The organism is Roseinatronobacter sp., from assembly GCF_051859525.1.
Lineage (GTDB): Bacteria > Pseudomonadota > Alphaproteobacteria > Rhodobacterales > Rhodobacteraceae > Roseinatronobacter.
Genome location: NZ_JBHYFM010000005.1, coordinates 87,202 through 99,183 on the forward strand (window position 1 = coordinate 87,202; position 11,982 = coordinate 99,183).

General features: G+C 58.0%; 11 protein-coding genes and 1 tRNA gene. 8 read left to right on the top strand and 4 right to left on the bottom strand.

Translation table 11 applies throughout. The features are described 5' to 3' along the window. Positions 1-96 precede the first annotated feature (96 nt). From ACTIE1_RS06810 to thpR, 4 genes are all read left to right on the top strand, one after another. A complete protein-coding gene (locus ACTIE1_RS06810) occupies positions 97-1,002 on the top strand; it encodes an AAA family ATPase (protein WP_439561003.1) in 906 nt (301 codons plus the stop codon). Positions 1,003-1,085: 83 nt separating this feature from the next. Then, entirely contained in the window at positions 1,086-2,345 is a 1,260-nt protein-coding gene (locus tag ACTIE1_RS06815; protein WP_439561002.1) for a vWA domain-containing protein, read from the top strand. A gap of 46 nt (positions 2,346-2,391) precedes the next feature. Continuing rightward, positions 2,392-2,733, top strand: coding sequence for an antibiotic biosynthesis monooxygenase family protein (locus tag ACTIE1_RS06820; protein ID WP_439561001.1), 342 nt, complete (start codon positions 2,392-2,394; stop codon positions 2,731-2,733). Further along, entirely contained in the window at positions 2,730-3,275 is a 546-nt protein-coding gene (gene thpR / locus ACTIE1_RS06825) for an RNA 2',3'-cyclic phosphodiesterase (protein ID WP_439563313.1), read from the top strand. The genes ACTIE1_RS06820 and thpR overlap by 4 nt, the downstream gene beginning before the upstream one ends. Positions 3,276-3,440: 165 nt before the next feature. Here thpR and ACTIE1_RS06830 read toward each other — a convergent pair whose 3' ends face one another. Beyond that, the gene (locus ACTIE1_RS06830) at positions 3,441-4,163 is read right to left on the bottom strand and encodes a M48 family metallopeptidase (RefSeq protein WP_439560999.1); all 723 of its coding nucleotides are present in this window, start codon (positions 4,161-4,163) and stop codon (positions 3,441-3,443) included. 121 nt (positions 4,164-4,284) lie between these two features. Here ACTIE1_RS06830 and ACTIE1_RS06835 point away from each other — a divergent pair, with 121 nt between their 5' ends. Beyond that, positions 4,285-4,596, top strand: a complete 312-nt coding sequence (locus ACTIE1_RS06835) for a TIGR02300 family protein (protein WP_439560998.1) — start codon at positions 4,285-4,287, stop codon at positions 4,594-4,596. A 93-nt stretch (positions 4,597-4,689) separates the two neighbouring features. Then, a tRNA-Ala gene (locus tag ACTIE1_RS06840) sits at positions 4,690-4,765 on the top strand. Between the two features lie 202 nt (positions 4,766-4,967). Here ACTIE1_RS06840 and ACTIE1_RS06845 read toward each other — a convergent pair. Then, the gene (locus tag ACTIE1_RS06845) at positions 4,968-6,314 is read right to left on the bottom strand and encodes an NAD(P)-binding domain-containing protein (RefSeq protein ID WP_439563314.1); all 1,347 of its coding nucleotides are present in this window, start codon (positions 6,312-6,314) and stop codon (positions 4,968-4,970) included. Between the two features lie 169 nt (positions 6,315-6,483). Here ACTIE1_RS06845 and ACTIE1_RS06850 point away from each other — a divergent pair, with 169 nt between their 5' ends. After that, on the top strand, positions 6,484-7,794 hold the full coding sequence (locus ACTIE1_RS06850; RefSeq protein WP_439560996.1) for an ABC transporter substrate-binding protein: 1,311 nt from the start codon (positions 6,484-6,486) through the stop codon (positions 7,792-7,794). A gap of 1 nt (position 7,795) precedes the next feature. Here ACTIE1_RS06850 and ACTIE1_RS06855 read toward each other — a convergent pair whose 3' ends face one another. Beyond that, positions 7,796-8,515 (bottom strand): FadR/GntR family transcriptional regulator, encoded by a 720-nt coding sequence (locus ACTIE1_RS06855; protein ID WP_439560995.1) that lies wholly within the window; start codon positions 8,513-8,515, stop codon positions 7,796-7,798. Positions 8,516-8,695: 180 nt separating this feature from the next. Further along, complete coding sequence (locus tag ACTIE1_RS06860; RefSeq protein ID WP_439560994.1) at positions 8,696-10,066, bottom strand: ammonium transporter; 1,371 nt, start codon at positions 10,064-10,066, stop codon at positions 8,696-8,698. 624 nt (positions 10,067-10,690) lie between these two features. Here ACTIE1_RS06860 and ACTIE1_RS06865 point away from each other — a divergent pair. After that, positions 10,691-11,941, top strand: coding sequence for a sarcosine oxidase subunit beta family protein (locus ACTIE1_RS06865; protein ID WP_439560993.1), 1,251 nt, complete (start codon positions 10,691-10,693; stop codon positions 11,939-11,941). Positions 11,942-11,982: the final 41 nt, after the last annotated feature.

The following is an 11,982-nucleotide window of genomic DNA, read 5'->3' on the forward strand; positions in this document are numbered from 1 at the left end:
TATTGTCCTTTGGTGTCGGGTGCGGGGGTTTGGTCTTGACCCCTGCGCGCTGGCGCGACAGCGTGTGACACATAATGCATTACGAAAGGGCAACATGTGAACACGGACCTCTCCAGTATCGCATCGGTGCAGACATTGCTGCAAGATCATGCCTATGTGGCCGACCGCGCCCTTTCCACAGTTGTTTTTCTGGCGCTCACGCTGAACCGTCCGATCTTTCTTGAAGGGGAGCCGGGCACGGGAAAGACCGAAATCGCACGCACATTGGCCACCGCGTTGGGGCGCGACCTGATCCGGCTGCAATGCTATGAGGGGCTGGATGCATCCTCGGCGGTTTATGAATGGAATTTCGCCGCGCAAATGCTGGCCATCCGCGCCTCTCAGGCCGCAGGCGACGCCGCTGACGTGAAAGATACGCTGTTCGGTCCTGAATTCCTGATCGAACGTCCGCTTCTGCAGGCCATGCGCCCCCGGCCTGGCGGTGCACCGGTCCTGCTGATTGATGAAATCGACCGCACCGATGAACCCTTCGAGGCCTTCCTTCTCGAGGCGCTGTCGGATTTTCAGGTCACAATTCCCGAACTGGGCACAATCACGGCCGCGCAACCGCCCATCGTCATCCTGACCTCGAATCGCACCCGAGAGGTGCATGACGCCCTCAAGCGGCGCTGCCTCTATCACTGGGTGGAGTATCCTTCATTCCAGCGTGAACTCGACATCCTTGCGACCCGCGCCCCTGGCGCCTCTGCCACATTGTCGCGCGAAATCGTCGCTTTTGTCCAACGTCTGCGCAACGAGGATCTGTTCAAGAAACCGGGCGTTGCAGAAACCATAGACTGGGCAAAATGCCTGCTTGCTCTGGACGTGATCGAACTCTCGCCCGAAGTCATTTCCGACACTTTGGGCGCGATCCTGAAATATCAGGATGATATCGCCCGCCTGCAAGGACTGGAGGCAAAGCGCATCCTCGATGACGCCCGCGCGGCGCTTGCCCCGACATGAGTTTCATTCTGGGAAAAATATCCTGGGGTGAATTGGCGCAGCCAAGAGGGGCAACGCCCCTTCTTCATCCGCGCGTCTAGCCCATGGCCCGCTACGCAGACCTTACCATCCCCGAGGATGGCAAACTTGTGGACAATATCACCCATTTCGCGCGGGCCTTGCGCCGCGCGGGTCTGCCGGTCGGGCCGGGTCGCGTGCGCCTCGCGATCGAGGCGGTGGCGGCGGCGGGCTTCGCGCATAAGGCGGATTTCTACTGGACATTGCACGCGGTGTTTGTGAACCGTCCCGAAGAACGGCAGGTCTTCAACCAGATATTCCGGCTGTACTGGCGTGATCCGCGGTATCTTGAGCATATGATGTCGCTGATGCTTCCCGCGATCCGCAACGTCTCGGAAGAAAAGGCCGCCGAAGACGCGGCAAAACGCGCCGCCCAGGCCCTTCTGGGGGACACACAGGGGCCGGAGCCGCCCCGTTCGGAACATGATAGCGAAAATACTGAGATCCAGATCGACGCCTCTCACACCGTGTCCGGCAAAGAGCGTCTGCGCCATCTGGATTTCGAGCAGATGTCGACCGACGAAATGGCCGAAGCCAAGCGCATGCTGACGCAATTGGCACTTCCGGTGAAGCCGCTGCAAACCCGCAGGCTGCGCCCCAGCACAACAGGGCGCAAACCCGACTGGCGTGCCAGTATGCGCGCAGCCATGCGCCACGGCGGAGAGATGACGCGCATCCATCGCCGCAGCCCCGCCACACGCTGGCCCGCGCTGGTGGTGCTGTGCGACATATCGGGGTCCATGTCGCAATACTCGCGCATGGTTTTGCATTTTGTCCATGCTGTTGCCAATCAGCGCGGGCAGGGCTGGTCGAAGGTGCACAGCTTCACATTCGGCACGCGACTTACCAATATTTCCCATCACCTGCGCAGCCGTGATGTGGATTCGGCCCTGAATGCGGCGGGTGCGCAGGCACAGGACTGGCAGGGCGGCACGCGCATCGGGCAGTGCCTGCGGCGGTTCAATGTCGACTGGTCGCGGCGTGTTCTTGGGCAGGGGGCTGTTGTGCTGCTTATCTCGGACGGGCTGGACCGTGACGATCCCGCCCTTCTGGCCCGCGAAATGCAGCGCCTGCATTTGTCGTCGCGCCGCCTGATCTGGCTGAACCCGCTGTTGCGTTGGGACAGTTTCGCACCGCGTGCGCGCGGGGTGCGCGCGATGCTGCCACATGTGGACAGTTTTCGTGCAGGTCATTGCATCGCGTCGCTGGAGGCGCTGGCCGAAGCGATCTCACAATCCGATGATCAGGGCGAGAAGGCGCGCCTGATGGCCATGCTCGATGATTGATCCCGCACCCGCTTTGCGGCACCATGCAAGCAGGAAGGGGAATATCATGCAAATCATAGCCAGCCCGGACGGCCAGACTGTCATCAGCACCTTTGAAATGACGCCAGGAACCTGCGCGGATGTTCTGGATGCATTGACCGATGCCTATACCAAGGTGATACGCTTCCAGCCCGGTTTTCTGGGCGGCGCGCTTCATGTCAATGATGCCCAGACCCGTATTGCCGCCTATTCCCGCTGGCAGGCGCGCACTGATTTTCAGGCCATGTTGCGCACCCCCCAGATGCGCGAACGCAACCGCGAGATTGCTCGGCTTTGTGCGCGGTTTGAACCGGTTCTGTATGACGTGGCGGCGGTGATCCCGCCCGCACAGGCAGACGGCACATCGTGATTCGCGCCTTTCTGGCGCTGGAGGTGCCGCAGCATATTCGTAGCCAGCTTGTGTTGCAGCAATACCTGTTGCCGGTGGACCGCAGGGTCCCGCCCGAGAATTTTCACATTACGCTGGTGTTTCTTGGCGACAGCCCCCTTGACCGCCTGGAGGAGTTGCATCTTGCGATGGACAGGGTGCGTGTTCCTGCATTGCACTTGCGCATCAAGGGGTTGGGCCTGTTTGGCAAGGACAGGCCGCATAACCTGCATGCGGTCGTCGCTGCGGATGAGGGGTTGTCACGGTTTCAGGCGAAACTTACGACGCTCGCGCGAAACTGCGGGTTTCAACTGACGCCGCGACGGTTCAGCCCGCATGTCACTTTATCCTATCTGCGCGACGGCAGCTTCGACAGGGGCGCGTTGGAAGCGGCCGTAGTGCGCGACGCGCAATTCGCGACGGACCCGTTCGAGGTGGACACGGTCGCGCTGTTCCGGTCGGTGCTGCGCCCGGACGGGGCGGTGCATGATGTGCTGGAACGCTATGGGGCGGTGCATTCCTGAGTGGGCTGTCATGTGGCCACGCCATCGCGGCTTTTTTAGTCCCGATCTTGGCTGTGGCCGTCTAGAGCATGTCGCGTTCATTGGTATTCACGCGACATGCTCTAACTTATTGGTTTTGCATGTTCGAGAAGCTCAAAACCGGTTCCCACTTTTGAGCAACATGTTCTAGAACTTGTAGCTGTGCAACTGCGCCCCGTTCTGGCGCAACCATGTCCGGTGACGCTGATAATCGGGCATCAGCCCCGCAACACAGTCCCAATAGGCGCGGGAATGGTCCATATGGCGAAGATGCGCGGCCTCATGCGCGGCAACATAGTCCAGCACTTGCGGTGGGGCCATGATCAGACGCCATGAAAACATCAACCGACCATCAGCCGTGCACGACCCCCAGCGCGACCGCGTATCGCGCAAGCTGATGGCCCCCACAGGTTTGCCCAGCCTGCTGGCATAGGATTGTGCCGCAGGAACCAGTGCCGCACGTGCATTGTGTTTCAAAAAGGCGGCGACCCGCGCCGGTGTTTTGGTGCCTGACGGGTCCGGTGGCACGAACAGGTGACCTTCGTGGTGCAGAATGCGGGTGCTGCCTGCGGAAATATGTAACGGGTTTCCCTTGAACAGGATTGTGCTGCCAATGCCTGCGGGAACCTGCTGCGGGATGCGGTCCAGCGCCTTGCGCAACCAGTCCTGTTTCTCGGACAGAAATTCCAACGCTGTCGCCTGCGGCAGCGATTTCGGCATCGACAGCGTCACGCGCCCGTCAAGCCCCGAGACGCGCAGCGACATCCGTTTTATGCGTGCCGAACGGCGCAATGTGACAGCAACCTGCGCGCCGCAGCCCAACTCTAGCTGTTGTGTGGTTTCAACGGGCGTATCCGGCAATCTGGCCATGGCAGTGGTGTTTCATATACTGGCCTGATCGTGACAGGCGGTGATAGGGGGCTTTACAGCCCGCATCACTTATGGCACGGCAAGTGGCTTGAAGGAAGGCACGCGAATAAAGGAAAAGTCGATGTCCAATCCAGAATGGGGCGTAAAGCGCGTCTGCCCAGAAACCGGCAAGCGGTTTTACGATTTGAACAAGAAGCCGATCATCAGCCCGTATACCGGAAAAGAAGTTCCGATCGAGACAGTGGAACGCCGCGAGTCGGTGGTCGCTGCCATGGCCGAGAAGTCGAAGAAGAAGATCAAGGATGAAGACGATGATCTGCTGGTCGATGATGATGATTCCGTCGACGTAGATGACGAACTGTTGGAAGATGAAGACGACGATACTGTCGCGCTGGATGATCTTGCAGATGTCGCCGGCGAGGACGAAGATTAAGATGCCAAATTTCTGATGGTGCCGTTTTTCCTATTGCGTTGGCGGATTTGCTTTCGTAATAGGCGGGCATCGTCAGCGAACTGGCGAAACGGTGGGGCCATAGCTCAGTTGGGAGAGCGCTTGAATGGCATTCAAGAGGTCAGCGGTTCGATCCCGCTTGGCTCCACCAGTTAAAAACCCTCTTATAACTCTCGCTGATCGCTGCGAAAATTGACAGAAAAACCCCGCATAGGCGGGGTTTTCTTTCGTTCAGGCCACACCGGCCGGCCTAGCGCCTGTCGCGTTTATTCGCATTCACGCGACAGGCGCCAGTTTATTGTTTCCGCGTGTTTTTATGCGCAAAACCGGTTCCCACTTTTGGGCAACACGCGCTAGTTTTGCAAATAGGCATCCATACTGTCATCCAGCGCATCTTTCCACGGGGTGTGGTGCACCGGGGCCATGGTGCCGGTGATGACCGACCTGTAGCTGTTGTCCCGAAACGCCATGATATCCTTGGCCTTGTGTTTCTTCCATTCAAAGAACGCCTGTGATGCGCCATCGATGTCGAAAGAAGGATAGTCGGTTTCCGCGACCAGTTCCTTGATGTAATCGGCCTGATAGGTGATCGCGTATTTCGTGTCGGTGTCAGCTTCTTCGCGGGTTTCACGTTCGCGCACATCTGCCAGCAAGGCGTCCTTATCCGCCGGAATCGCGATCTTGCCCATGATCGCATCGCGCACCCACCATGCCTGCGCATCGAACATGTTGAAGGTGAACCACTGGTCCTGCATGCCAAGATAGAACAGTTTGGGGTTATGGACCCACACAACGCCCTTATACAGGTCCGCAGCAGCCAGCCGGTTGGCCGTTTTCAGGCGCAGATCATCGGGCAGGAAGTTGAAGAAGTGTTTGTAGCCGGTGCACAGAATGATTGCATCAATCTGTTTGGTGCTGCCATCCTTGAAATAGGCGGTATTTCCGTCAACACGTTCCAATGCGGGTTTCTCTTCCCAGTTTTCGGGCCAGTTGAACCCCATCGGCGCAGAGCGGTAGCAGGATGTGATCGATTTTGCCCCGTATTTCCAGCATTGCGACCCGATATCCTCGGCTGAATAGGACGCGCCCATGACCAGAATATCCTTGCCCGCAAATTCGCGGGCGTCGCGGAAATCATGGGCGTGCAAAACGCGCCCGTTGAAGGACTCAAATCCCGGATAATGCGGCACATTGGGCACCGAAAAATGCCCCGATGCGACGATCACATGATCGAAGGTTTCGGAATAGACATGATCGGCGGCATGGTCATGGACCGTTACAGTGAACTGCCCTGTGGCGTCATCATATGCCACCCAGCGCACAGCGGTGTTGAACCGCACCCAGTCGCGCACGCCTGCCTTTTTGACGCGCCCTTCGATGTAATCGAACAAGACCGCGCGCGGCGGATAAGAGGCGATCTGCTTGCCGAAATGTTCCTCGAATGAATAATCCGCGAATTCCAGCCCTTCCTTCGGGCCGTTTGACCACAGATAGCGATACATCGAACAATGGACCGGCTCGCCATTCTGGTCCAGTCCGGTGCGCCATGTGTAATTCCACAGGCCGCCCCAGTTGTCCTGCTTCTCGAAGCAGGTGATTTCGGGAATGTCTTCGCCTTGTGCTGCGGCAGACTGAAAGGCCCGCAATTGTGCAAGGCCGGACGGGCCTGCGCCGATGATGGCAATTCGCTTCTGGGTCATAAGGTGCTCCGTGTTGGTTGGCGGGAACCAATTATAAGTTTGGTTTGAACCAAATTTGTGCCGGATAGAACCAATCTGTCAACCAGATTTCATGGTGGGGATAAATTTTTCATCGAAGTGGGTCATCTGCCCGTCGCTTTGGCGTGATTTCATGCTATAGGCTAAGGGTATGACCGGACCCAGTTTTGCACAACGAATGGCGTTACGCAGTTTGCTGCCCACCTATCGGGTTGGTATGGCGCAGGACGTCACGATTGGCATGCTGGTGCCGTTAAGTGGCCCTGCAAAATCATGGGGGCAGCCCGGCCTGAACGGGTGCCGGATCTGGGAAGACTGGCTGAACACTGCGGGGGGAATGCTGGTGCAGGGGCACCGTTTTCCGGTGCGCATTGTCGCACAGGATTGCGGAACCACAGCCGCGCAAGCGCTGGAAGGCGCGCGCCATCTTGTGGAGAGTGAAAAAGTGTCCCTGCTGATGATGCTGGGCGGTGACAGTTTCACGCCCGTGCGGGGGTTCCTGAACCGCCACAAGGTGCTGACATCCACATTGTTGCCCAGCGATTTGTCACCCGACACGCGCTATCTGATTGCCCCGTCCGAGGTGCATCCGGTCTATAACGTCACGGGCGTGGACTGGCTGGCGCAAAACCGGCCCGATTTACGCAAGGTGGCCCTGTGCAGTCAGGGTGATGCATTCGGCCTGCCGTCACTTGCGACCTACCGTGCGGCCCTGAAGGTGGCAGGGCACGAGATTTGCAGCGAAATCCGGTATGATGCGCAATCGCGCGATGTGGCAGGCATCGTCCAGCCCATGCTTGACGCACAGCCCGATATCCTGTGCTGGTGCACCAGCTATACGCCAATGGTCCACGCAATGACGGAATATGCCTTCGCGCAGGGGTTCAAGGGCACGATCCTGTCCTGCACAATGGACCAGTATGATCGCCTTGTCGCGCGGACATCTGTGGATTTCATGGAAGGCACCATTTTCCAGTTTCCGGATTTTGATGATCCGCTTCTGGCCGAAAAAGCCTTTTTCTTCAATCAGCCCAGCCTGTTCTATTCCGAATACAACAGCCGTTTTCCGGACAGCTGGAGTGCGGTCAGCTGGGAATATGCAGCGATTCTGGATATCTGGCTTGCTGCGGTCGAAAAGGTTGGAACGCTTGCCGCGCCGTCTGTGATGGCCGCGATGAAGCAACTGGACAAGGTGAACCACGCCTTTGGTCCGGCCAAATGGTGGGGGCAGTCGCTGTTTGGAATTGACAATGCGCTGGTCGGTGACTGGCCGGTTGTCAGCATCCAGGGTGGCAAGGCCGGTATCGTGGGCTTCGGGTCGGTTCCCGACTGGTTGTCGCGACACGAAGACGTGCTGCACAGGGAAATGCAGGCCCTTGGCCAATTATGGGCGCAACGTCAGGACGGGGGCGGACTGGCCCTGCAAGGCCTTGCACCCCGCGCAGCCTATCCTGCCGAATAGGCTAGGTTTCGTGCAGCAGTAGGCGCTGTTCTTCGATCAGGTGCAGTTTGGTAAATTCGACAGCCGCTTCGACATCCCGCGATGCGATGGCATTGAACAATGTATTATACCGTTTCTGGTAATCCTGAATGCGGTCAGGTGTCAGATGCCGGCGCATCAGCGCTGATCTGAAACTTTGGCGACATACCTGAATTGTCAGGTTATAGCATGATTCCAGCAGCGGGTTGCGTGTGCCGCTTGCGATCTTGCGATAGAAATCTTCTTCATACTGCGCAAACTCCTCGGCATCGTTGCGCACCTGTTCGATCCGCGAGACAATGACATCAAGCTCCTCAATCTCGCGGGGGGACATGTTGATGATGGCCAGTCGCACCATTTCAGGTTCGATGATACTGCGCACAATCAGGTGGTCCAGCGGGCTGGTGCGTTCGGCCACACTGCCTGCCGCGCCCTCATCTGCCGTCTTGGCGCGGAATATGACAAAACTGCCGCTTCCCGCACGACGGCGAATGATCTTCTTGCTTTCCAGCACATCCAGCGCCTCTCGCACAGTGTTGCGCGACACACCAAGTTCGGCAGCAAGCGAGCGTTCACTGGGCAGGCGGCTGTCAACGGGATAATCCTGAGCCTTGATTTTCTGGAACAGCGTGTCGATGACAACCTGCACGGTGCCCCCGACAGAATGCCCCGGTCCAAGCTCTGCATCCCGTCTGCTGGTCATTGCGATCCCCGATATTGACGCGCCATGATGGCATCAAGCCCAAATCCCGTTTGCGTTCTTGCCGACAGGCGGGCCGTATTCTGGTGCGTTATTATGCGGGACCATACAAAATTGCCAGTCCGTTTGCGTCTGGTTCCGCACGCGCCCTGCAATGTCGCAGGGCGCGCGCGGCGTGGCATGTCATTCCGACGGGCTTAGCACAATCGCATCGCCGTCATGTTCGATATCCCAGTTCAACTGGTCCAGCCCGTCAGCCTGTTCATCCTCTGCGACGCGCAGTCCGATGGTTTTTTCCAGCGCGACCCCGACAATCAGTGCCGTCAGCGCGCCTGCGCCAATACAGGCCAGCGTGCCGACAACCTGCATCATGATGCCGATTTGACCATGCTGGAACGCATAGGCCCCGTCTTCTATGCCCAGATAACCGCCGCGGGGTGTGCCTGCCTGAAAGATGCCCAGCATGATCAACCCGTAGCTGCCCGCACCCAGAAACAGGGGGAATAGCTTATGTTCGTCGATTCCACGTCTTAATGTGAATTCATAAACGGCCCATGCCGCGACCGGTGCGCCCAATGACACAAGGAACATTTGCCAGGGCAGATAGACATCAAACCCTGATGCCCCCGCCACATACCCTGCCAGCGGGCCAAGCAGCGTATAGGCGTAATTGCGCGTTTTGTATGCGATCATCAGCCCTGAAATCGCGCCACCGGCCCATGCCAGCCCGTAATTGTTGAACGCGATCCCCACACTGGTATTGGCCATTGTCACACTGACGGCCAGTGCTTCGGGGTCGAAGAAAAACAGACAGGACAGAATGACCATCGGCAAACCCGCGAAGATGGTCATCAATCCGGTTGCCGCCAGCCCGATACTGGGCGCGTTATAGCTGGGCACCTTCGGGTGCGGTGCGAACATGCCCGGACGTGCCCCAAGGCGCGGCACCAGAACCAGTGCCATGCCGGCCGGAAACAGATAGACAAACCCGACCCCGAAGAAATCATGGAATCCGGGATTGGTCAGTGGCCCGACAGACCCCCATGTTGCCCAGCTTAGCGCCGATGACGCCAGCGTCGCAGCAATACATAAGATAAAATAGGCCGCCGCTTTCATCCGTTCCGCGACTGCAAAATGCAGCAGGACATTTATGATGCCCGCAAAGCACGCAAGGAAGAACACGAAAATCTGGAACGTGTTCAGTCCCGGAAATACGTCCGGCGACACCTCATGTGCGCGGGCATTGACCATGCCGCCGCCCAGCCACCAATCGGCAATGGAATCACCAAGTGTCGCATCCTCGATGATGTAATATTGCGCCGCCCACAGCGCGAACCCGATCATGAAGTAGACTGTGAAGCCAATGAAGAAGCCCATCAGCTTTTCAATGGTCGAGGTCAGCAGATTCTTGCTGCGCGTGGTTCCTGCATCAATCATCAGCAGCCCCACGACCACCATAATGGCGCCCACGGTTCCCGATGCATAGACGAGGTTTTGAACAAGAGCATTCAGGCTGACCTGATCAGCGTGAACAGTCGCTAGGTTTAGTGACATTGACAAGCTCCCTGTGTGTGTAGGTTTTTTTGGGGTCGGGCATATTCACCCGGTAACCGACACCAGCATTCGGCTGATTTGTCCTGCTGGAACCAGTTCGTTTTCTGGCTCTCTGTGGTTCTTATTTGGTCTGACCATTTCAAGAGGGCAGGTAAAGCCTGCCGCAGGAATCGCGTTGTGCAAAGGAAAAAGTTGCATTTTATGAAAATAAATTTCTTTTATGTATAATATTGGGCGCAAATTGGTGATTTTAGCGCAGACCAATCCGCCAAATTTGGGTGGGTGGCGGTGCGGCCCCGGGCGCTCGGGCAAGGCGAATCGCCACTCTTCCCCCGGGCCGAACTATGTGCGGGCCAATCAAGTGCTGGGCGCTTGTGCGACAAGATCAAGCGGCGGGGCCGGAAACGGCGCATATGCCAACGATTCCGGTTTTCCGCAGGGGATTCCCGTGGCCGGATTTAAGTTATTTATAAACAATGATTTATGTGAATAACCTGCTTCAGGCGAAGCCCCCACCCCTGCTATGCGCCCGCCAGAGAGTCGCATTTGAACGCAAGCCTGTCCGATTTCAAAACCCATACGCTTGCGTGATCCGGTAAGGACATCGTGCAAGGAGTGTTTCGCATGCGCTATTCCGGTTTCAATATACTGAAAGAAGCTCTCGGCGGTCATAAGGGCTGGACACCTGTCTGGCGCGATCCGGCCCCGAAGCCGCACTATGATATTGTCATTGTCGGCGGCGGCGGGCACGGGCTTGCAACGGCGCATTATCTGGCCAGCCAGTTCCGGCAGTGCAATGTTGCCGTCCTTGAAAAAGGCTGGATCGGCGGCGGCAATGTCGGGCGCAACACCACGATCATACGATCGAATTACCTGCTGGACGGGAATGAACCCTTCTATGAATTTTCCCTGAAGTTATGGGAAGGATTGGAGCAGGACCTGAACTATAACGCGATGGTCAGCCAGCGCGGGATTCTGAACCTTATCCATTCGGACGCGCAGCGCGACGCCTTCACCCGTCGCGGCAATGGTATGATCCTGCACGGCGCAGATGCAGAATTGCTTAGTGCCGAACAAGTGCGCCGCGAATACCCCTTTCTGAATTTCGATAATGCGCGCTTCCCCATCAAGGGCGGGCTGGCCCAGCGGCGCGGGGGCACGGTGCGCCATGACGCGGTCGCCTGGGGCTATGCGCGCGCGGCCGACAGTCGCGGTGTCGATATTATCCAGAACTGCGAAGTGACCGGATTCCGCATTGAGAACGGCACATGCGTGGGCGTTGAAACCTCGCGCGGGTATATCGGCGCGGGCAAGGTGGGGGTTGCGGTGGCGGGGAATTCGTCGCGTATCATGGCGCAGGCAGGCATGCGCCTGCCGATCGAATCGCATGTCCTGCAAGCCTTTGTCACCGAAGGGCTGAAACCAGTGCTGCCCGGTGTCATTACCTTTGGCGCAGGGCATTTCTATTGCAGCCAGTCCGACAAGGGCGGGCTGGTCTTTGGCGGCGATATTGACGGCTACAACTCTTACGCCCAACGCGGCAACCTGCCTGTGATCGAGGATGTGGCCGAAGGCGGCATGGCGCTGTTTCCGGGCCTTGGCCGCGTTCGGCTGCTGCGCATGTGGGGTGGCATCATGGACATGAGCATGGACGGATCGCCCATTATTGACCGCACGCATATCGATGGCCTCTATTTCAACGGGGGCTGGTGCTACGGGGGGTTCAAGGCCACACCTGCATCGGGCTGGTGTTTCGCGCATCTTCTGGCCACCGACACCCCGCATGATGTGGCCAAGGCCTACAGGTTCGACAGGTTCCGCCGCGGCCGCATGATCGATGAAAAAGGGATGGGCGCGCAGCCCAACCTGCATTGAGGGGCGCCATGCAGCTTTCATCTTGCCAAAAATACTCAAAT

What these genes read in the sequence shown, in the direction of transcription:
- ACTIE1_RS06815 (WP_439561002.1), top strand. Translation starts at nt 1,086, where the DNA reads ATGGCCCGCTACGCAGACCTTACCATCCCCGAGGATGGCAAACTTGTG.
- ACTIE1_RS06820 (WP_439561001.1), top strand. Translation starts at nt 2,392, where the DNA reads ATGCAAATCATAGCCAGCCCGGACGGCCAGACTGTCATCAGCACCTTT.
- ACTIE1_RS06830 (WP_439560999.1), bottom strand. Translation starts at nt 4,163, where the DNA reads ATGGCCAGATTGCCGGATACGCCCGTTGAAACCACACAACAGCTAGAG.
- ACTIE1_RS06835 (WP_439560998.1), top strand. Translation starts at nt 4,285, where the DNA reads ATGTCCAATCCAGAATGGGGCGTAAAGCGCGTCTGCCCAGAAACCGGC.
- ACTIE1_RS06845 (WP_439563314.1), bottom strand. Translation starts at nt 6,314, where the DNA reads ATGACCCAGAAGCGAATTGCCATCATCGGCGCAGGCCCGTCCGGCCTT.
- ACTIE1_RS06850 (WP_439560996.1), top strand. Translation starts at nt 6,484, where the DNA reads ATGACCGGACCCAGTTTTGCACAACGAATGGCGTTACGCAGTTTGCTG.
- ACTIE1_RS06855 (WP_439560995.1), bottom strand. Translation starts at nt 8,515, where the DNA reads ATGACCAGCAGACGGGATGCAGAGCTTGGACCGGGGCATTCTGTCGGG.
- ACTIE1_RS06860 (WP_439560994.1), bottom strand. Translation starts at nt 10,066, where the DNA reads ATGTCACTAAACCTAGCGACTGTTCACGCTGATCAGGTCAGCCTGAAT.
- ACTIE1_RS06865 (WP_439560993.1), top strand. Translation starts at nt 10,691, where the DNA reads ATGCGCTATTCCGGTTTCAATATACTGAAAGAAGCTCTCGGCGGTCAT.